Source organism: Paenibacillus sp. Y412MC10, assembly GCF_000024685.1.
GTDB lineage: Bacteria > Bacillota > Bacilli > Paenibacillales > Paenibacillaceae > Paenibacillus_AQ > Paenibacillus_AQ lautus_A.
The window spans coordinates 1388981-1414556 of record NC_013406.1; the positions used below are offsets into that span (position 1 = coordinate 1388981).

Sequence of the window (25576 nt, forward strand, 5' to 3'; positions counted from 1 at the left end):
CAGTTTTCCACCAAATTTTTGCTAAAAAACACATTAAACTACATAAAACGCTAAAATTTTTGTTTTGACATCTGCTTGTCTATACCATAGGATAATAGTATAAAAAGTGCTCACTTAGGAGGATAAGGTCAGGAAATGAAAAAGACATGGTCAATTCTATTAACACTCGTATTATCCGTTGGATTGCTTGCAGGTTGCGGCAACGATGATAAGTCTACTGACAGTGGTGCAGCTAATGGCGGTTCCGAAGGATCTCAAGATAAGAAACGCATTGCACTAGTTCTTCCTGAGAAGATCGGCGTGAATCCATTCTTTGCCTTGATGGACGAGGGATTGCAAAAGGCTGCTGCCGATTTCAACGTTGAAGTCAAAACGATTGAATCGACAGACCCTGCTTCGATCGAGCAGAACCTCCGCACGGCGGTTGCCGAGAAGTATGATCTGATCATCACATCCACCTTCCAGATGGAGGATGCATTGAAGAAGGTTGCACCGGAGAATCCGGACGTGCCGTTTGCGATCATTGACACGGTCGTGGATTTGCCGAACGTCCGCAGCGTCGGATTCCGCGAGCATGAGGCTGCTTATCTTCTGGGGGCGGCTGCAGGATTGGCAACGAAAACGAACAAGGTCGGCAACGTTGTGGCCAACGACATTCCGATTATGCATAAATATATGACCGGCTTTGAGGAAGGCGCGAAATCGGTCAATCCGAACATCGAAATTTTCGTTAACTTCGTAGGCGGATTCGACGATCCGGCAAAAGCGAAGGAGCTTGCGCTTCTGCAGAACTCCAAGGGCGCGGATTTCGTAGCCGGCATGTCCGCCGTTGGCGATCTGGGCGTGTTCGAAGCAGCGAAAGAGAAGGGCTTCTACACTTCCGGACAAGATACGGACAATACCGAGCCTGAGCATGTGGTGCTTGCGCAGTTGAAAGGTACCGACGCTGTCGTATACGAAACGGTGAAGGATTTTGCAGAGGGCAACTATACTTTCGATATTCGTGACTACGGCCTGAAAGAAGGCGCCGTAGGTCTCACTTACGTTACGCATGAGAGCAAAACGCCGCTTAACCCATTCATTGGACAAGACATCGTGGATCAGCTTAAGGTGATTTCCGACGATATCATCGCCGGAAAGATTAAAGTAACGAACGCATTGGAACAAAATTAGTTCTTACCTGGACCGGCTGCACATGGGCAGTCGGTCTTTCATTCAGAAACGAAAGGAAGGCATGACTCGATGCTACTCCAGATGGACAATATTACGAAGAAGTATGGCGAGTTCAGCGCAAACCGCGGCATTGATTTTTCGCTGCGCGCGGGTGAGGTTCATGCGATAGTCGGGGAAAACGGTGCAGGCAAAACGACGCTGATGCGGATATTGTACGGGATGGAGCAGCCAACCTCGGGTACGATTCGGCTGAATGGCAAGGAAGTTTCGTTTGCAAGCCCGCTTGACGCGATTCAAGGCGGAATCGGCATGGTGCATCAGCACTTCATGCTGTTTCCTACGTTTACGATCGCCGAGAATATCGTGATCGGCAATGAGCCGGGCTCAGGTGCCGGGTTTGACCGCAAGCAAGCCGTGAAGATCGTTGAAGGACTCTGCGAAAAATACGGCATGAAGGTGGACCCGCGCGCCACCGTAAGCAGCAGCGCCCCCGGCGTGCAGCAGCGGGTTGAAATATTGAAGGTGCTGTATCAGGGAGCTGAAATCATCATTCTGGATGAGCCGACGGGTGTGCTGACGCCGCTCGAGGTGCAGGAGCTCCTGGATGCCATTAAACAGCTCTCCAAACAGGGAAAAAGCTTTATCCTGATTAGTCATAAGCTGAACGAGGTCCTTGACGTGGCTGATCGCATTACGGTGCTCCGTGACGGTGCCGTCACGGGCGTGGTGGAGAAGGGGAACACCGATGCCCACCAGCTCTCCCGTCTCATGGTCGGCCGCGAGCTGATGGAACTGGACCGCAAGCCGATCACGCCGGGCGAGAAGGTGCTGGAAGTATCGGACGTCTCGATCCGCGGAACGAAAGGCAAGCCGGTTCTGGACGGCGTAAACCTGGAAGTACGGGCCGGCGAGGTTGTCGGGATTGCCGGTATTTCAGGCAACGGGCAATCCGAGCTGCTTCAAGTGATCTCGGGCCTGGCTCAGCCGGACAGCGGCCGGATTGCCGTGTCGGGCAAGGACGTAACCGGCATGTCGACAAGAGAAATACGGGAGCACGGGTTAGCCCATATTCCGGAGGATCGCTACGTATGGGGTGCCAATCGAACGGCTACCGTGATGGATACCGGGCTTATGGGGCACCAACGTCGCTTGCAGCAGGGCGGCTTCCTCAAACTCAAGGACATTCGTTCGCTTGTATCCGGATGGGTTCAGAAATTCTCCATCAAGACGGGCTCTCTGGAGACCAGCACGCAGTATTTGTCCGGCGGCAATCTGCAGAAGCTGATCGTGGCACGGGAACTGGAGCAGGGAACTCCGTTCCTGATCGCGGCGGAACCGACGCGCGGCGTCGATATCGGTGCCATGGAGACAATTCATGGCGAACTGCTCAAGCGGCGCGAAGAGGGCACGGGAATTTTGCTGGTATCGTCGGAATTAACGGAAATCTTGAAGCTGTCCGACCGTGTTCTGGTCATGTATGAAGGCCGGATCGCGGGCGAACTGTCGGCGAAGGAAGCGACAGAAGAGAAATTGGGACTTCTGATGGCGGGAGGAACTCTGTAATGAACAAATGGACTAAATTTACGCTTCCGCTGCTTCAGCCGATTGCCGCAATCATCGTGGGGCTGCTTGCCGGAGCCATCGCGATCATGATTGCCGGCGGCGATATCCTGCAGACCTACGCGGAGATGTGGAAGGGTGCCTTCGGCGGGATGTATTTCTTTACGAATACGCTGTCCCGCGCGACCCCGATCATTCTGATCGGTCTGGGCGCGGCGTTTGCCTTCCGTGCAGGCTTCTTTAACCTTGGCGCGGAAGGACAAATGGTGTTTGGCGCGCTTTCCGCCGCATTGGTCGGATTGTATATGCCGGGTCCGGGCTGGCTGGTGTGCATCGTTGCGATTCTTGCCGGCGTTGTTGCAGGGGGATTATGGTCGGTGATGGCCGGATATTTTGATGCCCGGTTCCGGGTGAACCTGCTGATCTCCACGCTGCTTCTGAACTATGTGGCCGTATTGTTTGCGGGTTATCTGGTCGCCTATCCGCTGAAGGACCGCTCGGGTTCGGCCGCGATGGCGCAATCCGAAATGCTCGATAACAGCGTCTGGCTGCCGAAGCTGATCTCCGGCATGCCGCTGCATGTCGGCTTTGTGCTCGCGGTGCTGGCCGCGTTGATTATATTCGTCTTGTTGAAGCGCTCCGTGATCGGCTACGAAGTACGGATGCTAGGCGGCAATCCGCTGTTTGCCCTGTTCGGCGGGGTTAAGCGCGGACCGATGATGCTTGGCGCGATGTTCTTCAGCGGCGGCTTGGCCGGACTTGGCGGGGCCGTTGAAATCCTGGGCTCCCAGTATCGTTATATCGATGGTGCGTTATCTACGGCCGACTATGCCTGGACGGGCATCATGGCTGCCTTGTTGGCAGGGTCGCATCCGATCGGCACGCTGATTGCATCGATTTTCTTGGCCGCGCTTCAGACGGGCGGCATGGGCGTGGAACGGAATACGGAAGTGCCGCTTGAGGTAGGAGCGATCATCCAAGCCGTGCTGATTCTGTTTATCTCCGCCCGATTCACATACAGCTTCCTGAAGCGCAGAAAGGGGAACAAATCCGATGGAACAGCTGTTTGACCTTGCTTTAATCAACTCGGCCCTCCGCGTGCTCACTCCGATCCTGCTTGCGGCTCTCGGCGGTGCCCTGTGTTCGCGCGTCGGATTGTTCAACGTCGGTTTGGAAGGCTTTATGCTGCTGGGGGCTTTCTCAGCCGTGGTGGGGAACCACTTTTTCGGCAACGTGTTTTACGCGATTTTGTTCGCGATTGCGATCGTGTCGATCTTTTCCTTTATCTTTGCTTACCTCAGCATTAATCTGCAGGCCAACGTCATCGTGGTCGGTATCGCGATGAATGCGCTGGCGGCAGGATTGACCACATTCAGCTTGCGGGCTATTTTTGATGTGAAAGGTGCTTTTTATGATAATACGATGGTCGGGCTGCCGAAATGGAACATTCCGATTATCGAGGATATTCCGGTGATCGGTCCCATTTTGGCGGGCCTGACGCCGCTTGTGTATCTGTCGTTTTTGATTGCGGGCCTCATGTGGTATTATTTCTATCGCACGAAGAACGGCTTTCGTTTTCTGGCTGCCGGCGAGAATCCGCTCGCTGCCAAAAGCGTGGGCATCCGTGTAAGACGGTATCAGTATGGAGCCGTGCTCGCGAGCGGCGTGTTATGTGCGCTTGCAGGCGCGCAGCTGTCGCTTGGACAGGTGACGATGTTTACGGAAGGCATGACGGCCGGCCGCGGCTTTATCGCGCTCGTCGCCACGATGCTGGGCCAATCGGGTCCGCTTGGGGTGACGGCGGCAAGCCTGCTGTTCGGCTTTATGGATGCACTCAGCATCCGGTTCCAGGGGCTGGCGCTGCCTACGCATTTTACGCAGATGCTGCCTTATGTCGTAACGATTCTGGCGATGTTCTTCTTTAAGGATAAAAGCTTCCAGCAGGACGCGCTGAAGCAAGGATCCAGCTCCAGATAAGCGCGCAGCCCGTGCCGCGATAATCTGTGATTGAAGTCATCCCGTCGATAAGCGGATGCGAAAGCGATCAAGCGTAAAGGAGATGAACTTGGTGCATAAAAAAGCAGAACGTTTGAAGAAAATGAAGCCGGTGGCGGTGGGCAACCTGACCGAAGAGCAGCGGGCCAAGCTGCCGCCGGGGCAGACGCTGACCGAGAAGTTCCCGATTTTGCATGAAGGGGAGGTTCCCCATTACGACATGTCGGAATGGACCCTCAGGGTTTTCGGCGAAGTGGAAGAGGAACGGACCTTTACGTATGAAGATATTCTGGCGCTGCCAACGGTAACCGTGAACACCGACATTCACTGCGTTACGCGCTGGTCCAAGTTCGATACGGTATGGGAGGGCATCTTGTTCCGGGATTTCCTGGCGGGCTTGAAAATCAAGCCGGATGCCAAATACGTCATGTTTCATGCCGATCCCGATTATGACACGAATGTGCCGATCGAGGATTTGCTCCGTGACGATGTGCTGCTGGCCTATCGTTTCAACGGCGAGCCGCTGACGGACAAGCACGGCTGGCCGCTGCGCACGGTCGTGCCGCACCGCTATTTCTGGAAGAGCGCCAAATGGCTGCGCGGCATCGAGTTTATGAAGGAAGACCGCCCGGGCTTCTGGGAACGCAACGGCTTCCACAACGAAGCGGACCCGTTCAAGGAAGAGCGGTTTAGCGGCGAGGCGCTGGATATACCCGAAGACGAATGGACACGTAAGGAGTTTGACTAATATGTTGATGCCTATTTTGCAAGTGAACTCAGAGGATATACCTGAATTTGTGATCGTCTGCGGCGATCCGAAACGCGCGGAGACGATATCCCGTAAGCTCGAAAATGCGCGCGAGCTGGCGTTCAGCCGCGAGTACCGCACTTTCGTGGGGACGTATGAAGGCGTTGAACTGGCGGTAACCAGCCATGGCGTCGGCTGCCCGGGAGCGGCCGTTTGCTTCGAGGAGCTGATCCGCGCGGGGGCGAAGACCTTGATTCGCGTGGGCACCGCCGGGTCTTATCGGGCGGACACCCCGGCGGGGAGCCTTGTGGTCAGCACCGCGGCGATCCGTACGGACGGTCTGACGAAGCAGCTGGTACCGGACGGTTTTCCTGCGGTTGCGGACAGCCAGGTGGCGGAGGCGTTGTACGAATCCGCGCTCGCGATCGGCGAAGGCGTTGTGCGCAAGGGCATAACCGTCACGCTGGACGTGTTCTTTAACGGAGTCGAGGAAGTGCCGCACCAGAAATATAAAGCGGCGGGCGCGCTCGGCGTCGAGATGGAAATTGCGGCGCTGTACGTCGTTGCGGCGATCCGCGGCGTTCGCGCCGGCGCGATTGTGGCCATGGACGGCTTTGCCGACGCCGACCTTGCGGCCGAGTACGACCCGAACACAAACGTGGTTGCCGACGCGGTGGAGCGCGAGATTAACACCGCTTTGCAGGCCGTGGTGAAGCTGGCGAAGCAAGGCTAGCCAGGGATAGAAGAAAGCCGGATTTACCTCAGCGTAAGCTGCAGGAAATCCGGCTTTCTATTTTGAGCAAGATGTAATTCCTTTGATAACTTAAAACAGCAAATCCAGCCGTGTCTTGTTTTTACTACTTGGCCGGCTGAAGCGTGAAGAAGGGAACCTTCTCGATTCCGACAGCCCGCACGTAAGTAAACAACTGCCCTTTATGGTGGATTTCATGGTCGACCATATTGCTTAGCCACACTTTGCCGGGCGCTGTGAACCCATTGAAGTCCAGCGGCTGCTCCATTAGGAAGTCAGACAATTCATTAAAAACAGCCGTAGACGATTCGGTCGAAGCCTGCACGATATTTCTTATGTCATCGATGGTTTCGAATTCGGTGGAAATAGAGGGTGGAGAGAAGGAACCTTTTACAATGGAACGCAGGAACATATCCGAGGCTGCCGCAATATGAACAGCTAATCCGCCCAAGGTATAGGCATTTTCCCACGGTTTATAATCCAAATGCTCGCTCTGTACGTCCTGCAGCAGCTGAAGCAAGACCGTACGGTGTCTATGCCATCGTTCGAATTGCTGTTGACCTTCATGACTCATGGTTGATCCTCCTTGATCGATTACAGGATAAAGTCTTGGAATAGGCTCCCGTCTTATTTGCGGTTCATAAACACAATTCGATAAGAAATAGCGGATTCCTCCCCTATGCTCTAGCTATCCCAGGTGTTGAATTCAATAATTTTGGAAGAAAACAGTTGCAAAAGGAAAATGGACCGTATATACTGAGTTCAATTAGTGATTGGTCAATCAATAATAAATTAAAACGAGTGAGAGGAGGTTGGTTGAATGGCTAGAGCTTCAACCTCTGCGAATCGGCGAAATGAAATCGTGGCAGCAGCAATCGAAGTGTTTGCAGAGATCGGATACTATCGCGCGACCACGGCTCAGGTTGCCGAACGGGCAGCGATATCCCAGCCTTACGTCTATCGGTTCTTTACCAAGGAATCGCTGCTCGTGGAATCGCTGACGGTCTCCTGGAAGCGCATCGTGCAGGCATTTCAGGGGGTCATCGAGTCCGCTGCTCCGGAGGAATTGGAGACGGGCCTGATCCGGGCGTACGAAGGGATCGTGCAATCCCATCGCAGCGAAATCTTGCTGCAGATGCAGGCGCAGACGATCCAGGAAGCGCCCATCCGCGAAGCGATGCAGCAGGGAATGAACGAGGTGAAGGACCTGGTCCAGAATGCTTTCGTGAAAGCGGGATTCGAGGATGCCGACAAGAAAACCTCCGATTTTCTGGCCCGGGGGATGCTGTGCAATGTAGCCATGGCGATGGATATGCCGAATATGATGCCCAAAAGATAAGGCGCGCGTCGATGTGCCGCACCGCGTACTGCATCAGGTTGTGCGCGGTGGAGAAAGGGCATTTCTTTTTCAATCAATTGTGATTGATCAATCAATTATTTTAATGTGAGGAGAGATTAACGATGAAAAAAGCGATTGTTTTGGGTGCAACAGGCGGCGTAGGGGCCCCATTGACGGCGGAACTGGTGAAGCGCGGAATTCAAACGGTAGCCTTCGGCCGTTCCGTTAAGAAGCTGAATGAGCTGGCTGAGCGGTTGGACTATTCTCCTCTGCTTACGCTGGAAACGGGAGATGCCTTTAAACCGGAGGATATCCGAAGAGCCGCGGAAGGGGCCGATGTTATTTTTCACAGTGCGAACATGCCTTACCACGAGATGGAATCCAGGCTGCTGCCGCTGGGTGAATCGGTCATGACGGCTGCGGAGAAGCTGGGGACCAGGGTTGTGGTGGTAGATGGAATTTATCCGTATGGCAGACGCTTAATGGAAAAGGTAACGGAGGATCACCCCAAAAAACCGCATACCCGTAAGGGCAAAATAAGATTGGCCTACGAGCAGCTGATCTTCTCGTCGCGCTGGCATAAAGCAAACCCTCTTATCGTAAGACTGCCCGACTACTATGGCCCTTCTGCGCAGGCATCCTATTTATCCGTCACGATGGAAGCCATTGCGGCCGGGAAGCCAACCGCCTTCATCGGCAACATGAGCGTTCCTCGAGAATACGTCTATTTGCCGGATGCCGCCCGCATGATCGTAGAGATTGCCGAGAGAGAGGAGTCCTACGGGCAGAACTGGCATATCCCCGGACCGGGCGTGATTTCAGGCCATGAGCTGGTGCGGATTGCGCAGCAGGCTGCCGGAAAGCGCAAGGCGGTAATGCCGCTCGGACGAATCGGGCTCTCCCTGATCGGGTTATTCAATCCGGTGATGAAAGAGGTGGGTGAGATGCTGTATTTGACCGAGGAGCCTTTGGTGCTGAGCGGCGAGAAATACGAGCGCCTGATCGGTCCGATTCAATGGACGCCTCATGAGCAGGCGATTGCGGCGACTATGAGGAGTTTAATGAAAAAACGCGCATGAGCAGCGGAAGTCATAAAGAGTGGCGCAGCAGCGATATCATGATATGCGAAGGAATTATTTTTAAGATATTAGTAATTGATCAATCAATAATAAGTCGAGGGTTTCTCTCTCGAGTTGTTGTCTCTTCGAAGGAGGTGAATCCAATATGGCTAAACTTCAGCTCAAGTTTATGGACGGTTTCTTTGCGGCGGTTATGCTGGTGTGCATGCTTAGCTGGTGGGATTAAGGCATCAGGGAAGAGGAGTTGTTAGCGGCTAAATGAAAATAGAAGGAGGATGCAAGCATGAAGGAAGAGATGCGTTCGATATGGTTTTCCAGGCACTCGCTCTTGCTGGGTGTTGCAGCCGTACTGCTGGTGCTGTTCTCCATGTGGGATTAATGTTCGTTAACACGCTGACCGCGAAGACGGTCGGCGTGTTTTTGATTGGTTGAAAAATAATTTTGAGAATATCCATCAGTTTCTTTTTCCCAAACGTTATATTAACAGAAAAGACAAAACGAAAAGTGAGAGGTTGGCTAATGCAAGTATGTGATCTCTATGAAAACCTGAAGGACGATGTCCAGCGTTATGCCAGATCCATCGCCAAGCATGCTTACGAAGCGGATGATCTGGTCCAGGATGCCTTTATGAAAGCCATCAAGGAGCCGAACCTGGCAGAACTGCCCCTTCACAAGCAAAAGGCCTGGTTCTTCAGAGTCGTCAAAAATCGCATGATCGATATTAGCCGCCGGGAGAAGCGGCTCGTATCGTGGGAGGATGATCTGGTCTTCGCCGAGCTCCCCGTTTCAAGCCGCAATATAGAAATGACGGAATGGCTCGCCCGTTTGCCGCAATCGCAGAGCGATATCGTGTTTAAGCGCTTTTGGCTCGGGATGTCCAGCCAGGAAATCGGCGACCAGCTGGGTATGCCGGCAGCCACGGTTCGTTACAAATTGCAAACCGCCATCAAAAAATTGAGAAAACTATGGGAGGAAGATATGAAATGAGCAGAATCATCGAAAATGTAGGGATGTTGGATCTTACGCAGGCAACGGAGGAAACCGTAACAAGCATCGAACGGATCGGAAACGTAGGTCTCGTAATATACCGAGCAGAGACGGCACACCTCCTCACGCTGTTGAAAAACACAGGCAATATCGGCAAGACGATTGAAATCCCCGAGGGACACCGTTATTACGGCGGCACGCTGCGGCTGAACGAGGAATATTTTCAGCTCTTGGAGCAGCCGGACCACGTATTCGTTAACGGCACGGTCATTATCGATAAAGGAGTATCCCTTGAAGCATTCCAGAGCGGCACGCTGCACCTGGTGGTTAACGGCGAGGTCTATGCTCCACGGCATCTGGCCGCTGCCGTTACCTCTGCATTCCTCAAAGTGGGAGGCGCCAGCGCGGAGATTCACGCTTACGAATACGAACCCCGGTTCGAGTCCGGGAAAGTGCAGTTGAACAATGCATATCTGGCTTCCAGCAGCGAGCCTATGGAGTTGGTCTTGAACGGCATGGTTCATCTGGATAAGGAGCTGGATATGGAGCAGTTTTCGGCCCGGATTGAAAAGATCCAAGTCAACGGCAAGGCGATTATCCATGAACATCAATCCCCTTATTTCTACGATAAATTGAAAAAGATTAACGGCTTGGTCGAGGTGATCCCGGCAGGATTCGAGTATGTAACCAAACCGTTACGGCTAAACGCAAGAAGCGTGCGTCGATTTAAAGGCCATAAGCTCTACACGAATAAGCCGCTCATTCTCGAGGCGGACGTGACCCGGGACGCCTTCAGCCAGGCCGTGTCGGAGATACAGTCCACTTCGTTCATCATTTGCGGCGAAGAGATCGAAGATCTGGTCTGGGAGCGCTGCCCCAACCTGAATACGGAAATCGTAAGTTATGAGCGGCTGTTTGTGTTCATCAGCGGCGAGGAGACCTGGTCGAGGGATCAGCTTGCGGCTTTGGGCCAGCCGGCGAGCTTCATTGTTGACGGGACGCTGACCTTTGACGATGACGTCACCGAGGAAGATATTAAGGCTTCGATGTCCTCCCTGGATCTTTTCGGCGAAGTCGTTGTAGGGGAAAAAAGAATTAAAGGCATTTTGTACCCTTACCTTCGGGCAAACAATGGAAGTATTATAGTGAAGGGGACGGAAGAGGAGCTTGCAGGTATTGGTAATGTCGGAATGTTGTCGCTATAAAAAGAAAAGAGGAATGAAACATGAATATCAATAATGAAGATATTGCCAAACAGCATGTTCGCGATCTCCGTCAGGAACTGGAACGATGCCGGATGGCAACGAAATTGCGCTCGAAACGCAATGCAGCGGCCCACGCCGCAAAGACCGCACGCACGGTCGAAGGAAAGTGGAAGGCGCTGCTTGAAACCATCATCATGATGGGAAGAAGAATGCTTTAATCGGTTGAGCCGGTTAAGCGACAAATCCTAATTCTTATGAATCGTCGATGCGATAAGCATCGGCGATTTTTAGTTTTTTTACCTACCGGTAGTTAAAAAAAAATTGACATCCTCCATCATCCATCTTAAAATTCTACCTATCGGTAGGTAAAAAAAGGGGCGGATGACAGCGTGAAAAAGAAGGATTTAACCTCGCAGCAAATCGTCGAGGCTGCCATCGGATTGTTTGCGACACATGGCATCGAGAAGACCAGCCTGGCGATGATTGCCGGCGAAGTGGGCATTACGAAACCGTCGATTTACTATCACTTTGCGTCCAAGGATGAACTGGTGGAGCGGGTCTTTGAATACATGTTCAGCGATTATCATTTCGATCATTATTTCTCCCTAACCGGGCTAAATGAGTTTAACTTCGCGGAGCAGCTGTACCAGGGCGGGCTGCGCATGTTTCCCGAGGAGGAAGAAGCCTTCGTGCCGGTGATGCGCCTATTGAACGAGTTCATGCTGACCGCAAACCGGAATGCCAATTACGGCCAGCGGGTAGCTGCTATGCAGCAATCGTTCCTGGACGGCTTTCGGGAATTCATGAAGCTGGGGGTCGACTTCGGGCTCGTCGATCGTCAGCATGCGGATTCCAAGGCCTATGTTCTGGCTCTGGTCATCGATAATATCACGAGTTATATCCTGATGGAGATTCCACTGGACTATCAAGCGGTCTGGAAAGAAGCGGTGAACAGCGTTCTCAGGAAAGGAGCGGATGCCATTGAATAACGAGAGGGAATACAGTGATCTCGGATTATCATGGGCAGACCGGATGCTGGTATGGGCGGTGCCGCCTTTATTAGGCGCGGTGGTCGGCTGGTTTCTGCCTGCGATTGCGGATTGGGCCACGGGCCTGGCTTGGGTTCCATTTCAAGGACCCTTGGAGTTGATCGCATCGATCCAGGGCCCATGGGTTGTTATCGTAACCGCTGTTGTGGGACTGCTTGCTGGTACGGTGCTCTCTCACTTAGCCATTAAAGAAAGCCTTGCGGTTCGCCTGTCGGACAAGGAGATTACACTCCGCGTTCATGAAGCTGAACAAACCTTTACGAGAGAAGAAGTTTCCGCTGCCTTTATGGACGGCAAGCAGCTGGTCCTCCTGGGCAAGGAAGGGGAGGAGCTCTATCGCGAGAAACCCGAAGCCAAGCGGGAAACGGTGGCCGAAGCCTTCAAGCGGCACGGTTACTCCTGGAAAGACCGCGATCCGTTCGCCGATCATTACGTCAGATGGGTTGCCGATTCGCCGGAACTGACGCCTAGCATGAACGCGCTCTTCCTGGCACGGGAGAAGGCCATCGAGAACGAGGATCGAGAGGACGCGGCTGATCTGCGCGGTGAACTATCGAAGCTGGGCATTACCGTGCGCGATGACGGAAAAAGACAATATTGGCGTCAGCACGGGCAGAAGCCATAACAGGCATAGCAATCATGAGGGCTGACTGGTCCGATAAACGGACGATCCCGGACGGAGATTGAATCCGTTCCCTCCGACCGGGATGACCGTCATCGGCTGCGGTCACCCCAGACATTCGCCCGCACATTTGTATCCCCTCATATCGAACAAAATGACACCTCCCTCGCTAAAGCAAGCGTGCCCCGAACAATATCCCTCTATCGGCAAGACATCCGTCAGTCCTCTCCTTCCTTGGGAAGTTTTACAATGAAAGCGATACCTCAGCGAAGGAGATGTCCTATGAATTTTGATCTGAATATCGTACCTTTCAGCCGAAGAGAGTCCTTCTTGGCGATATCCCTCCTGCCAGCGGCCAAGGATCGCAGACAAGGTCTTTACCTGCGAACCGTCCGCGGAGGGGATGACAAGTTTGGCGAGGCGTTTCTGATAGAACTGCTAAACCGGCAGAACGAGCCGGTTCCGTTTGAACCTATTGCATCACCCGACAACATCAGGCTAACGGCATCCGATTCGTTAGGCCATGCGGATATTTGCATATCGGACTCCCGGACCGTGCGATTCCGCTCGGAAGGCTGCGGCATCCGGCTTACCTTTTTCCCCGCCGCGTATGATTACGCCTATGAGACCCATCCGGACAGCTGGGAGGTGAACAGCTTCACGCATGGCTGCCGCTTCATGCTGACCCGGCTTGCGGGCCAGATGGGCATGGAGGTTGAATGGAACGAGATCAAGAGCTCGCGGGTGACCGCCGATTTCTTCGTGGATCCTGCACACAATGTGGCCGAATTTGCGGTCGAAGAGTTCATGACCGTCTTGAAGCCGCGCGGCGAATGGGAGTCCTTCGACGATGCGGTTGTAAGCGCTCGCGAGGATTACGCCAGATGGCTGAACAGCACCCTTGCCGTTTCTGAGCAGTGGCAGGAAGCAAGGGAGCTCGCCGCCTATATTACCTGGTCCTGCGTGGTTCCCGCCGAAGGCTGCCTGACCCGCCCGGCCATGTATATGTCCAAGAATTGGATGACCAACATCTGGAGCTGGGATAACTGCTTTAACGCGATGGCTCTCGTGCGGCATCAGCCGGAGCTGGCTTGGGACCAGCTCATGATCTTTTTTGACCGGCAGGATGAGAGCGGCCTGATCCCGGACTTCGTGAACGATAAATACGAGCTTTGGAATTGCAACAAACCGCCGATTCACGGCTGGACGCTGGCCTGGATGATGCGTCGGACGGATTACATCAAGGAGGCCCAGCTGCGCGAGGTCTATGGCCCTCTAGCGAAATGGACGCAGTGGTGGTTCACGCACCGGGATCATGACGGCGACGGCATTCCCCAGTATAACCACGGCAACGACTCGGGCTGGGACAACAGCACGGCGTTCAATAACGGCATTCCCGTCGAGAGTCCCGACCTTGCCGCTTATCTGATTATCCAGATGGAGACGCTGGCCGAAATCGCGGGTTTGCTGGGCCTGTCGGAGGAGTCGGCCGGATGGAGACGGAGAGCGGACGATACGCTGGACCGCATGATTCGGCACTTCTGGAAGGACGGCCGGTTTACGGCCTGCCGTTCGGGAACGCATGAGCCGTCCGAAGGGGACAGCCTGCTGCTGTTCGTTCCTATCCTGCTGGGTAAACGCCTTCCCGAGTATATCCGCACGGCTCTGCTGGAAGGGCTTCGGGATGAAAGCCGATTTCTGACGAGCAACGGCTGGGCGACCGAAAGCGTAAGCAGCCCATACTATAAGCCGGACGGATATTGGCGCGGACCGATCTGGGCTCCTTCCACGATGCTGCTGGTCGAAGGGGTGGCGGCGGCCGGCGATAAGGAGCTGGCCATGGAGATTGCGCAGCGGTACTGCCGAATGGTCAGTCTCAGCGGCATGGCCGAGAATTTTGATGCCCTGACCGGAGCCGGGCTGCGCGATCGGGCGTTCACCTGGACCTCCAGCGTATTTTTGATTTTGGGACATGAATACACGTTATAACTGTCACGGAATGACACTTCTTCCCGGGCTTTTGACCTTGCGGAGGAGGTGCTTTTTCCGTTTCCTCTCATTTTCCAGTTGCCGCCTAATTACAAGCCCTTTGTTCAGGTTTATAATGAAAGCGGTATCACGGGATCTCGTAAGCAGTACAGCCGCATGGCGAACGATCGGATGGATGTTCACGATACGATTCGATACGACAATGGGGAGAGTAATCATGAATTTTCAGGGAATCAAAGACCGAGCCGGACGGATGTTCACCGGCACCTATCACAGTATAAGAACCAAGTTGCTTACCTGTTTTTTAGTCGTCACCTTGATTCCGCTGTTCTCGCTTGGCGGACTTTCCTATGTGCAATCCGCTAAAGTGATTAACTCCCAGTTCGGCAAATACGGCGATAATGCCGTAGCGCAGCTGGAGCAGCAGACCAGTTCGGCTTTGGGGCGGATGAAGCAGACGGCGGAGACGATTTATTCCTACCTGCTGGACCCGAGCCATTCGGGAATCGGGAACGGGACGCCGTCCACCTATGGCGACATCATGGAGAAGAACGATTTCGAATCGTTGTTGAAGTCCCTGCGGACGCAGCTGACAGCCGGAATCTACATCATAACGAGCTCCGGTTATTACTATGGGGAGAACAACCTGGACGTGAACAAACTCGGCAATATCCCGGCGTGGAACGCCAGGCCGAAAGCCTATGCCGGCACCTATTGGCTGGGCTTCTATCCGCAGGATCATTCCATTAATAACAGCGATAGCGACAACGTGCCTGTCCTAGGATTGGCGGTGCCGATCCATCACCCGGACAAGGCTCAGAACGGCAGCGTCATCCTGATCGAGGAGAACGCCGAGGAGCTGCTGCGAAGTTATGCCAAGTTCGAGGCCGACACGCATGCCCACCTGCTTATTACATCGCCGGACGGCACGGTCGTGTATGAGACGGACGCTCCGTATACGCCCCATGACAGCGATGTGGCCTGGACCCGGACGATTGACGCCAACCAATGGACCATGGAAGCCAGAATTCCCGCCAAGGCGTTCTATCAATCCTCGGACGTGATCCGGGCGAACACGATGGTTGTTGCCATCGTCTCCTGCCTGCTCGCTTTTGGCATCGCCTATCTGTTCTCCTCCCGGTTCACTTCGCGGATCCGGACCTTGAAGGACTCGATGCAGAAGGTAAGCTTCGGCAAGCTGGATACCCGTACGCCGATCGAGGGGAGGGATGAGCTGGGCAGCCTCGACATGAGTTTTAACCGGATGGTAACGGGCGTGCAGACCCTGATTGGCGAGGTGGAGCAGAGCGAGCGGCTGAAAAAAGAGGCCGAGCTGCGCGCATTCCATTATCAGATCAACCCCCATCTGCTGTTCAACACCCTGAATTCCATCCAGTGGAAGGCCCGGCTGCAAGGCGCGGAGGACATTCGCCAGATGCTGTACCATTTGACGATGGTGCTGGAGGGAAATCTGGATATTTCCCAGGAGCTCGTTACCCTAAACAGGGAGCTGCGCATGATCGGCCACTTCCTGAAGATTCAGGAAATCCGGTACGGCGAAGTATTTCGTTATCGCCTGGATTGCGATGATTCGCTTCTGCCGTATTTGATTCCGCGGATGACGCTTCAGCCGCTGTTCGAGAATATATTTTTCCATGCCTTTACGGACGGGCAGGGAGAGATCCATGTCAAGGTCGAGGAGGATCATGACGAGCTTGTGCTCACACTCCGCGATAACGGAGCCGGCATCAGGGAGGACAAACTGGCGCGGTTGTTTTCGCCGGAGACGAAGCGGAAGGGCCGCGGCGGGCTTGGCGTGCGGAACGCCGACCAGAAATTCAAGCTGCATTTCGGTCCGCTCTACGGACTGAAGGTGCATTCGGTTAAGGGAGAAGGAACAACGATCATCATACGCTGGCCGAAAAGGGAGGAGTCTTTCTATGATGAATACAGGGAACATTAAAGTGATGATTGCCGACGACGAAAGCATTGTGCGCAAGGGACTCCGCTCCACGGTGCCCTGGGAACGGTTCGGGATGGAAGTTGTGGCGGACAGCCCCAACGGCCAGGCAGCTTGGGAGGCTTTTCTGGAGTTTCGGCCGCAGGTCGTCATTACGGATATCGTCATGCCGGAGATGGATGGGATCGAGCTCTCCCGGAAGGTGAAGGAGGCTGCGCCGGAAACCCGGATCATTCTGCTCAGCTGCCACCGGGATTTCGAATATGCCCAGGAAGGGATGCGGCTTGGCGCGTCCGGATATCTGCTGAAAACCGCCTTCGAGGACGAAGAGCTCGAAGCGATGCTGGGTAAATTTCAACGCGAGCTGTCTGATGCGCCGGCCAACGTGTACGGGCTGGAAGAACAGGTTTCCGCCCATTTGTTTGCTTGGCTTAACGGGCACAGCGACCGTTTCCCCGGCGAACTCCGGGAGCTTTGCAGCCGCGCCGGGCTGGGAGAGGGCAAGCGCATTTCGCTGTATCTGATCAAAACGGCGGGCTGCAGCGGCAGTTGGGAGCACCTGCTGAAGGAGCAGGGCTCCGAGGAGCCGGGATTGCGCAGCAGCAAGCGGGTCCCGTACGGCGCGGACAGCTGCTATTGGGCCGTGCCGGATGAACATAAGGAAGCGGCGGACGGGCTGCTGGTGGAGATCAAGAGCCGATGCGGGAAGCTTGCCTGGAATTGGAGGGGAGGCCTTCAGGACTCGGAGGATGTGCAGAAAGCCTTTCAATCCTTGCACAAGGAAGCCGAGCTGGAGCGGGTGTACGGTCTGAGCGGAGAGCAGTGGCCGGAGCCGATCCTGCAGGCGGTTCATCTGCTGCACGAACATCCCGCGGACGAGTGGTCGGCAGCGGAGCTGGCCCAGCAGGTGGGGCTGAGCCGCAGCCATTTTTCGATCCTGTTCAAGAAAACGGTCGGCGACAGCTTCATCGCGTTCCAATATAAGCGCAAGCTCCGCCTTGCTTACGGCCTGCTGCGCGAAACCTCCTTAACGATGCAGGAGATCGCCGAGAAGACGGGACTCGGAGACAGCAAATATTTCAGCAAATGGTTCAAGCGCTGCACGGGTCAGACGCCAAGCCAATACCGTGCCGAACAAAAAGGGGAATCATCGTAAACAAATGAACACCCGCGGGCTAAAGTTCGAACAAAAATACGATCATCTGCGAATCAGCGCACGTTTTGAACCGCTTTCATCCGAGTTATGATGAAAGCGGTTCAATTCATATCAACTCAATACTTTAGGGGAGCTGACAATATGAAAAAGAGAATGTCATGGATCGCAATGGTTTCGGTTATGACGTTAATGGCATCGCTGCTGGCCGCATGCGGCGGCAGCGGCGGGACCGGCAGCCCGAAGCAGCCGGACGGAAGCTCATCGGAGGCGGCAACGACGCTTCGTTTCGCGACATGGGATACGGGAGATGCGCTGAAGATCGAGCAGGAGATCGCCAAGAAGTTCGAAGAGTCGCATCCCGGCACGAAGGTGCAGGTCGAGGCCTATGCCGACGGATTCGATCAGAAGCTGGCCGCCGGATTCGGCGCAGCCAATCCGCCGGACGTGATGTACATGTGGGATTTTCCGACGTATCACCAGTCCTTGGAGCCGTTGGACGGTTACGCGTCCAAGGACGAGGATTTGAACATCGATGATTTTTACCAGGGATTGTTCAACTACGGCAAGATCGACGATCAGCTGTACGGAATCCCGGCGGGCTTTACGACCCGGGTGGTGTACTACAACAAGAAGATGTTCGACGATGCGGGCATTGCTTACCCGAGCGATGGATGGACATGGGCGGAATTCCAGGAAATCGCCCAGAAGCTGACGGATAAATCAAAGAAGCAGTACGGCTTCGGCGTACGGGCCGAGAACGATACGTATGACCTTCAAGGGTTCGTATGGAGCAACGGTGGATCCTTCATCTCGGAGGACGGCACAACGATCGAAGGCTACATGAACAGCAAGGAAACGGCGGAAGCCATTCAGATGCTGGGCGATATGCTCAAGAACGGCTCGGCGGTCCTGACCGGAGGCAAAGGGCAGCAGAGCGGGGAGGATATTTTCAAAGCGGGCAAGATTGCCATGTGGGAGAGCGGCATCTGGCCGCTGGAATCCTTCAGGGAAGCCGGAATCGATGTGGGCACGGTAGAGATGCCGGCCTTTGAGGGCAAGCCTGTGAAGGGCGTATTGGCCGAATCCGCGTTATCCATAGCGAAGGATTCCAAGAACAAGGATCTGGCGTGGGAGTTCATCAAGTTCTACGTATCGGATGAAGCGATCAAAATGCGCGTGGCCGACCTTCCGGTCCGGGTCAGCGTGGTCAACGAGCTGAAGAAGGACCAGGATCCGCTCTACAAGCCGTATTACACGATGCTGGAGCGCTCGGACAATACGCCGGCCTTTTTGCTGAATCCAAAGTGGAACGAAGTGAACCGCCAGCTGTCGGCAGCCGTGGAATCCGTCATGTTCGGCAGCGATGCGCAGGAGGTTCTGAACCAGGCGGTGAAGGATAGCGAACGCTATTTGAAATAATCGAAGAAAGAAGGTTCGCGAAAATGGCCCAAACGCAAGTGCCTTACCCACAACAGCAGACAGCGGCCCCGAAGCGACTTGGACCAAAACGTTGGGGTGGGGCCGTGCCCTACCTCTTCATTTTTCCATGGATATTCGGATTCCTGGTTTTCACGCTTGGCCCGCTGCTGTTTTCCCTCGTCATTTCGTTTTTTGATTGGCCGATCGTAGGCCAAGTGACCTTTGTCGGCATCGACAACTATGTGGAGATGTTCTCGAACGATCCGCTGTTCTGGAAATCGCTGCTGGTTACGCTGAAATTCGCGGCTTTGTTCGTGCCGTTGAACATCATCGTGGCTTTGGGGCTTGCCATGCTGCTGAATCAGAAGGTAAAAGGAAGCGCGTTCTTCCGCACCGCCTTCTACCTGCCGTCGGTCATTTCCGGCGTGGCCCTCGCCATGATCTGGTCCTGGGTATACAGCGGGGATTACGGGATCCTGAACTATTTCTTATCGCTGGTCGGCATCGAAGGGCCGGACTGGCTGAACGATACGAAGTGGTCCCTGGTCGCCATGGTCATTGCAAGCCTATGGGGACAGGGCTCGATGATGCTTATTTTTCTGGCGGGTCTCAAGGGAATTCCGAAGGACCTGTATGAGTCGGCCTCGATGGACGGGGCGGGCAAGATTCGGCAGTTCTTCAATGTGACCATTCCGATGATCACGCCGACGCTGCTGTTCAACCTGATTACGTCCATCATTGCCGCGTTCCAGCAGCTGACGCTGGCGCTTCTGCTCACGGGCGGGGGCCCGCTGAAGTCGACGTTTTTCTATGCGATGTACATGTACGAGAATGCGTTCAAATACTTCAAGATGGGGTACTCCGCAGCCAACGCCTGGTTCATGTTCCTGATCGTGCTGACGCTGACGTTCCTCGTGTTCAAGTCTTCGGAGGCCTGGGTGTTCTATGAGGGCGAGATGAAGACAAAGAAGGAGAAGGCGAAGCCGAAGCGTGCCAAGCAAGGGGTTCAAGCCAGCAGGGAGGGAGGTTCTGTATGAAAAAGGTGATCACGTACGCACTGCTCATTCTGTGCTCGCTGCTGTTCATTGCTCCGCTCTTCTGGGCCGTCACGACGGCGCTGAAGTCGCAGCAGGAGCTGTATCTGTTTCCTCCGAAATGGTTTCCATCCGTGTGGAGGTTCAGCAATTTCGCGGAGGCCTGGAGCATTCAGCCCTTTAACCTGTTTTTGAAAAATACGCTGATTGTGACGCTGCTGTCGACGCTCGGGCAGCTCGTCTCGTGCACGCTGGTAGCTTACGGGTTTGCCCGGTTTCAATTCAAGGGGCGGGACGCGCTGTTTCTGATCGTGCTTGCCACCATGATGATTCCTTGGGAAGTGACCATGATTCCGCAGTATATGGAGTTCAATTACCTGGGCTGGATCAATACGCTCAAACCGCTCATCGTTCCGTCCTGGTTTGGCTCCGCTTATTTCATTTTTCTGCTGCGCCAGTTCATCATGACCTTGCCGAAGGAGCTGGATGAAGCGGCAACGATTGACGGGGCGGGCAAAATGACGGTTCTGCTGCGGATCATCGTGCCGCTGATGGGTCCGTCGCTCATCCTGGTGGCCGTGTTCCATATGATGAGCTGCTGGAACGATTACCTGGGCCCGCTCATCTTCCTGAACGACCAGACGAAATATACGCTGACGCTGGGGTTATCCCAATTCAAGGGCATGCACGGCGTCGACATGCAATCCATTATGGCCATCACCTGTCTGATCTCGATTCCGCCGCTGGCCGTCTTTTTCTTCGCGCAGCGTTATATCGTTGGCGGCATCGCCACAACGGGGATCAAGGGGTAAACGGTGCTGGCGATAAGAGGCATCCACAATGGATATGGAGCTTGAAGCAGCATCAGAACATAGAAGTGCGTGTTCAAAAAGTCATGGAAAGATGGCTTTTTGAACGACCTCTAGAAGCTTAGACCGCTTGGGAAAGGATGGAGAGACATGATGAAAGACCATCGTATCGGCCGCGACTGGGATGACCTGAGCGTGCTGGAACGAAATCGGGCAAAAAGCCGGGCCTATTTCATTCCGTTCGCGGATGCGGACGGAGCGCTCAGTTATGACAGAGGCAGCTCGGCCTGGTACCAATCGCTGAATGGGGTGTGGAAATTCCACTATGCCGAGGAGCCTGAGAGCGCTCCGGAAGCATTTTATGGGGAGGATTATGATGTATCGGCCTGGGATGACCTCCCGGTTCCGGGACACTGGCAGCTGCAGGGCTACGGGCATCCGCATTACACGGACCTGTACTATCCGTTCCCCGTGGACCCGCCGCATGTGCCAAATGCGAATCCGACCGGCAGCTATGTCCGCGAGTTCAAGCTTCCGCAGCATTGGGACGGCAGAAAAATTTGCGTCAAATTCGACGGGGTGGACAGCGCGTTCCATGTGTGGCTGAACGGGTCGTTTATCGGCTACAGCCAGGGGAGCCGGCTGACTTCGGAATTCGATCTGACGCCTTATGTGAAGCCCGGCGTAAACAAGATGTCCGTCCGGGTATACCAATGGTCCGATGGAAGCTATCTGGAAGACCAGGACATGTGGTGGATGAGCGGCATTTTCCGGGACGTATACCTGATCGCGGAGCCATCGGCTCTTCGCGTCAACGACTTCCGCGTAACGACCGAGTTGGATGCCGAGTATCGGAACGCGAAGCTGCAGGTGCGATTGGAGCTGGAAGGTACGGAGCGCGGCTCCGTCCAGTTGCGGCTGTTGAATGGCGCTGGAGCGGAGATGGGGTCAACCGGCAAAGACGTCGGACACTCTTCCGTGGAAAATTTCGAGATCGAGGTGGCGGGCCCGGATTTATGGAGTGCCGAGTCACCGGCGCTGTACCATCTGGTGATCACCCTGCTGGATAATCAGGGGGAGACGCTGGAGACGGTGGCGCAGCGCGTCGGGTTCCGCTCCATCGAAGTAAAGGACGGACAGCTCCTCGTTAATGGCAGGGCGATCCTGCTGAAAGGCGTCAACCGCCATGACCATCATCCGGATACGGGCCGAACCGTCACCCTGTCCACGATGCTGGAGGACATCCGGTTGATGAAGCAGCACAACATCAATGCCGTGCGGACGGCGCATTATCCGAACGACCCCCGATTCTACGAGCTGTGCGACGTGTACGGGCTGTACGTCATGGAAGAAACGGATTTGGAGACCCACGGCTTCGAGCCGCTCGGCAACATTTCCCGTTTAAGCGACGATCCGGATTGGAAGGAAGCGTACGTGGACCGCGTCCGCCGGATGGTGGAGCGGGATAAGAACCATCCGTCCGTGCTGTTCTGGTCCCTCGGCAACGAATCCGGCTTCGGCTGCAATTTCCGCGCAATGGCGGAGTGGTGCCGGGAGCATGATCCCACGAGGCTGATCCATTACGAGGAGGACCGCGAAGCCGAGGTGTGCGACGTGGTGAGCACCATGTATTCCTCCGTCGAGAAGATGGAGGGCTTCGGCAAAATGGCCGATCATCCCAAGCCGCATATTCTGTGCGAATTCGCGCACGCGATGGGCAACGGGCCCGGCGGACTGCGCCCCTACTTCGATGCCTTTGAAGCGCATCCCCGGCTTGCGGGCGGCTTCGTCTGGGAATGGATCGATCACGGGCTGAGCAGAAGGACACCCGATGGCCGGATGGATTATGCGTACGGCGGCGATTATGGCGATGTGCCGAACAACAGCAATTTTGTCATCGATGGTTTGGTCCGTCCGGACCGGACGCCTTCACCCGGACTTCTGGAATACAAAAAGGTCATTGAGCCTGTCCGCATGTCGATGCGAAGACACGGTGTGCTTCATATCATGAACCGCTATGATTTCATTTCGCTGGATCATTTGCAGGCCCATTACCGGGTGCTGTCCGATGGACAGCTTGTCCACAGCGAAGCGCTGGACCTTCCCCGCATCGAAGCAGGCACAAGCGCGGAGCTAAGCCTCCTGAAGGCCTTGGAGCAAGCGACAATAGGCGTGAATCCGTTTGCCGAGCTGTGGCTGGAGGTATCCCTCTCGCTGGCCGCGGACTGCCGCTGGGCGGAACGGGGACATGAAGTGGCATGGTCCCAGTTTCTGCTGCGGGAATCGTCGAAGCCCGAATTCGAGCCGACGGCTGCCTTACAGCGGGGAGCTTTGCAGATTAGCGAGGAGAAGCATGGCCTGCACGTTGGGAATGGAAGCTTTCAGCTGTCCCTCAGCGCCCTTCATGCCGGCTTCGAAACCTTGTCCATGCATGGCAAAAGAATTGCACTTGGCGGACCGGCGCTGAATTTCTGGCGTCCGCCGATCGATAACGACATGTACGTGCTTCCGGATTGGCGTAAGGCCCATCTGGACCGGCTCTCCGAGCGGGTCGATCATTTCGAATGGAAGCGATTGGACCGGGAATGCGTTGAGGTAAAGCGAGTTTCCCGCATCGCTCCGCCGGTATACGACTGGGGCTTCCGCTGCGAAACGACATATACGATCACTTCCAGCGGCCTGATCATCATAGACGTGAAGGGTGAGCCGATCGGCACGCCGCCCGGCATGCTGCCCAAAATCGGATTGCAAATGCAAGTCGCGGGCGACATGGAACATGTCCGGTGGTACGGCAGAGGACCTGGGGAAAGCTACCCGGACAGCCTGGAAGCGGGACGGTTCGGGGAATACCGCAGCACCGTGGACGGATTGTTTACGCCCTATATCTATCCGCAGGAAAACGGGAACCGCTCGGATGTCCGCTGGGTCTCGCTGGCGGATGGTGCGGGGTTGGGGCTTCTTGCCGTAGGCGAGCCCTCCCTTAATTTCAGTGCGAGCCGCTACACCGATCAGGACGTGGAGTCTGCCGCGCATGCCAGCGATCTGGTTCCGCAGCGTTTCATTACGCTGAATCTGGATTACCGGCAGAACGGGCTTGGCAGCAACAGCTGCGGTCCGGCACAGGCTCCCGAGCACTCGATCAAGCCGGAGCCGTTCTCGTTCCGCATGCTGTTGAAGCCTTACGCTGCCGAGGATACCGATCCTGTACGGCTGAGCCGGCGGATGCGCTCGGAAGCGGGATTATACGAGTAACCCGGTGATGTTCATCTCATATCGTTACCGGATTTTCTGGAGAAGGGGAATAACATGTCCTTTTACATCAAAGACCTGCTGCAGCTGTCTACGGGGGTGCGCCGGTTCCTGATAAGCGAGGCCTTCTACGGCATCGGGATCGGCCTTTATACACTCGTCCTGAATCTGCATCTGCTCTTCCGGGGGCTGAGGGAAGACGAGATCGGCGCGTTGGTGTCGATGGGCATTCTGATAATGGGCGTGCTCGCCATTCCGGTATCCCTGCTCGCCAACCGGACAGGAAGAAAAAAACTGCTGGTTACCGGCGTATTCTTTATCGCCGCAGGCAATGTGCTGTTTGCCGTCAGCGATGATTTGCTGTGGTTCTATGCCGCTCAAGTCATGGTGTCTGCCGGGTTGACGCTGGTGGAGACAACGGAGATCCAGCTTCTCTTCCATTATTGCCGGTCCCGTAAAGAGGAAGCCCGTGCATTCTCCCTGATGTTTGCCGTCTTTACGGCTTTTACGGGACTCGGAACGCTGGCGGCCGGATATATCTCGAAGGGGCTCGAAGGAAGCAGGGGTTATGAAGTGTCGCTTCTGCTGACCGGGCTGGTGCTTGTGCTTCACGGCATCATCCGGGCATTTTGGCTGCCTGCCGAGCGTAGAGTCGTGGATGAGGAAGCGGCGACGGCTTCATCCTCTAAGGGTATATCCAGGTTAACGGGGCCACTATCGTCAGGGACCTTATGGCTGTTCGCCGTGTTTACGGCGCTGCTCGGCGGCTGCATCGCGATGACCGGCTCCTTCCTGAACGTCATCGTGAAGTTCCGCCTGGATTGGATGGACGACCAGGTATCCCTGATTCTGGCCATCGGCGCGATCCTGCTGTTTGTATGCTCATTGATGACGCCCTACGTCATGGAGCGGTTCGGTTATAACACGGCCATTATCTCGGTATTTATCGTTAATATTTTGCTGTTTTCCGCGCTATACATGATACTCCCCGTTTGGCTGTTTGTTGGGCTGTTCCTGCTGCGGGGCGGCGGCGTGACCATGCTGTCCAATCTGCTGGACAGTCTGCTGATGTCGGCCTTTAATGAAAAGGAGCGAAATTTGTACGCCGGCATGCGGTCGGTTTTCCGGAGCTTAGGCTCGTCCGGGGCAACCTTTGTCGCCGGACTGATCCTGGCCCGGCAGGATTATCGGCTCCCCTTCCTGGCCACGGCCGGAGTGCTGCTTCTATGCGGCTTGTATTACGTATGGTGGATTCGCCCGGTTTTATCCAAGAGATTAAACAGCAGCATCGAGCCATGAATGTGGAGGGCTGTCTAAAAAGGGGATTCCTTTTTAGACAGCCCTTTCGGCGCTTGCTGCCCGTTCTCCAGGGATTCATCCGAAATCTTCTGCATCGCCGATCAAAGGTTGCTGCCGCGTTTGAGTCATGAAAGTCTCCAAACATATTGACAT

22 protein-coding genes are annotated in these 25576 nt (G+C 55.0%); 21 read left to right on the forward strand and 1 reads right to left on the reverse strand.

Translation table 11 applies throughout. The features are described 5' to 3' along the window. The first annotated feature begins 135 nt into the window (after positions 1-135). The 6 genes from GYMC10_RS05845 to GYMC10_RS05870 all read left to right on the forward strand — a co-directional run bounded on the left by GYMC10_RS05845 (position 136) and on the right by GYMC10_RS05870 (position 6209). A complete protein-coding gene (locus GYMC10_RS05845) occupies positions 136-1173 on the forward strand; it encodes a BMP family protein (protein WP_009594391.1) in 1038 nt (345 codons plus the stop codon). A gap of 69 nt (positions 1174-1242) precedes the next feature. After that, positions 1243-2736, forward strand: a complete 1494-nt coding sequence (locus GYMC10_RS05850) for an ABC transporter ATP-binding protein (protein WP_012819302.1) — start codon at positions 1243-1245, stop codon at positions 2734-2736. Further along, the gene (locus tag GYMC10_RS05855) at positions 2736-3803 is read left to right on the forward strand and encodes an ABC transporter permease (protein ID WP_012819303.1); all 1068 of its coding nucleotides are present in this window, start codon (positions 2736-2738) and stop codon (positions 3801-3803) included. Before GYMC10_RS05850 ends, GYMC10_RS05855 begins: the two co-directional genes overlap by 1 nt. Beyond that, entirely contained in the window at positions 3787-4710 is a 924-nt protein-coding gene (locus tag GYMC10_RS05860; RefSeq protein ID WP_012819304.1) for an ABC transporter permease, read from the forward strand. Before GYMC10_RS05855 ends, GYMC10_RS05860 begins: the two co-directional genes overlap by 17 nt. A 91-nt stretch (positions 4711-4801) precedes the next feature. Beyond that, positions 4802-5476: a sulfite oxidase-like oxidoreductase gene (locus GYMC10_RS05865; RefSeq protein WP_012819305.1), complete on the forward strand. Its 675-nt coding sequence runs from the start codon at positions 4802-4804 to the stop codon at positions 5474-5476. Position 5477: 1 nt separating this feature from the next. Next, on the forward strand, positions 5478-6209 hold the full coding sequence (locus GYMC10_RS05870; RefSeq protein ID WP_009594362.1) for a nucleoside phosphorylase: 732 nt from the start codon (positions 5478-5480) through the stop codon (positions 6207-6209). A gap of 124 nt (positions 6210-6333) precedes the next feature. Here GYMC10_RS05870 and GYMC10_RS05875 read toward each other — a convergent pair whose 3' ends face one another. Next, positions 6334-6801 carry a DinB family protein gene (locus GYMC10_RS05875; RefSeq protein ID WP_012819306.1) on the reverse strand — a complete coding sequence of 156 codons (468 nt, stop codon included), beginning with the start codon at positions 6799-6801 and terminating at the stop codon, positions 6334-6336. Between the two features lie 246 nt (positions 6802-7047). On the opposite strand from GYMC10_RS05875, the gene GYMC10_RS05880 reads away from it, so the two are divergent. The 15 genes from GYMC10_RS05880 (at position 7048) to GYMC10_RS05950 (ending at position 25423) form a co-directional block, all read left to right on the forward strand. Further along, positions 7048-7566 (forward strand): TetR/AcrR family transcriptional regulator, encoded by a 519-nt coding sequence (locus tag GYMC10_RS05880; protein ID WP_012819307.1) that lies wholly within the window; start codon positions 7048-7050, stop codon positions 7564-7566. 122 nt (positions 7567-7688) lie between these two features. Beyond that, positions 7689-8645: an NAD-dependent epimerase/dehydratase family protein gene (locus tag GYMC10_RS05885; protein ID WP_012819308.1), complete on the forward strand. Its 957-nt coding sequence runs from the start codon at positions 7689-7691 to the stop codon at positions 8643-8645. 519 nt (positions 8646-9164) lie between these two features. Continuing rightward, entirely contained in the window at positions 9165-9632 is a 468-nt protein-coding gene (locus tag GYMC10_RS05890) for an RNA polymerase sigma factor (protein ID WP_012819310.1), read from the forward strand. Beyond that, positions 9629-10837, forward strand: coding sequence for a hypothetical protein (locus tag GYMC10_RS05895; protein ID WP_012819311.1), 1209 nt, complete (start codon positions 9629-9631; stop codon positions 10835-10837). The genes GYMC10_RS05890 and GYMC10_RS05895 overlap by 4 nt, the downstream gene beginning before the upstream one ends. 20 nt (positions 10838-10857) lie before the next feature. After that, positions 10858-11055, forward strand: coding sequence for a hypothetical protein (locus GYMC10_RS05900; RefSeq protein ID WP_009594397.1), 198 nt, complete (start codon positions 10858-10860; stop codon positions 11053-11055). 171 nt (positions 11056-11226) lie between these two features. Then, a complete protein-coding gene (locus GYMC10_RS05905; protein ID WP_012819312.1) occupies positions 11227-11826 on the forward strand; it encodes a TetR/AcrR family transcriptional regulator in 600 nt (199 codons plus the stop codon). Further along, on the forward strand, positions 11813-12511 hold the full coding sequence (locus tag GYMC10_RS05910; protein WP_235201749.1) for a DUF308 domain-containing protein: 699 nt from the start codon (positions 11813-11815) through the stop codon (positions 12509-12511). Before GYMC10_RS05905 ends, GYMC10_RS05910 begins: the two co-directional genes overlap by 14 nt. A 279-nt stretch (positions 12512-12790) precedes the next feature. Beyond that, positions 12791-14497: an amylo-alpha-1,6-glucosidase gene (locus GYMC10_RS05915; RefSeq protein WP_012819314.1), complete on the forward strand. Its 1707-nt coding sequence runs from the start codon at positions 12791-12793 to the stop codon at positions 14495-14497. A 217-nt stretch (positions 14498-14714) separates the two neighbouring features. Continuing rightward, positions 14715-16460: a sensor histidine kinase gene (locus tag GYMC10_RS05920; protein ID WP_012819315.1), complete on the forward strand. Its 1746-nt coding sequence runs from the start codon at positions 14715-14717 to the stop codon at positions 16458-16460. Continuing rightward, positions 16438-17613, forward strand: a complete 1176-nt coding sequence (locus tag GYMC10_RS05925) for a response regulator (protein ID WP_049788674.1) — start codon at positions 16438-16440, stop codon at positions 17611-17613. Before GYMC10_RS05920 ends, GYMC10_RS05925 begins: the two co-directional genes overlap by 23 nt. A gap of 141 nt (positions 17614-17754) precedes the next feature. After that, positions 17755-19032 (forward strand): ABC transporter substrate-binding protein, encoded by a 1278-nt coding sequence (locus GYMC10_RS05930; protein ID WP_012819317.1) that lies wholly within the window; start codon positions 17755-17757, stop codon positions 19030-19032. 23 nt (positions 19033-19055) lie between these two features. Then, entirely contained in the window at positions 19056-20069 is a 1014-nt protein-coding gene (locus GYMC10_RS05935) for a carbohydrate ABC transporter permease (protein WP_012819318.1), read from the forward strand. Next, positions 20066-20878 carry a carbohydrate ABC transporter permease gene (locus GYMC10_RS05940; RefSeq protein WP_012819319.1) on the forward strand — a complete coding sequence of 271 codons (813 nt, stop codon included), beginning with the start codon at positions 20066-20068 and terminating at the stop codon, positions 20876-20878. Before GYMC10_RS05935 ends, GYMC10_RS05940 begins: the two co-directional genes overlap by 4 nt. Before the next feature lie 150 nt (positions 20879-21028). After that, a complete protein-coding gene (locus GYMC10_RS05945; RefSeq protein WP_012819320.1) occupies positions 21029-24127 on the forward strand; it encodes a glycoside hydrolase family 2 TIM barrel-domain containing protein in 3099 nt (1032 codons plus the stop codon). Positions 24128-24181: 54 nt separating this feature from the next. Next, a complete protein-coding gene (locus GYMC10_RS05950; protein ID WP_012819321.1) occupies positions 24182-25423 on the forward strand; it encodes an MFS transporter in 1242 nt (413 codons plus the stop codon). Positions 25424-25576 lie beyond the last annotated feature (153 nt).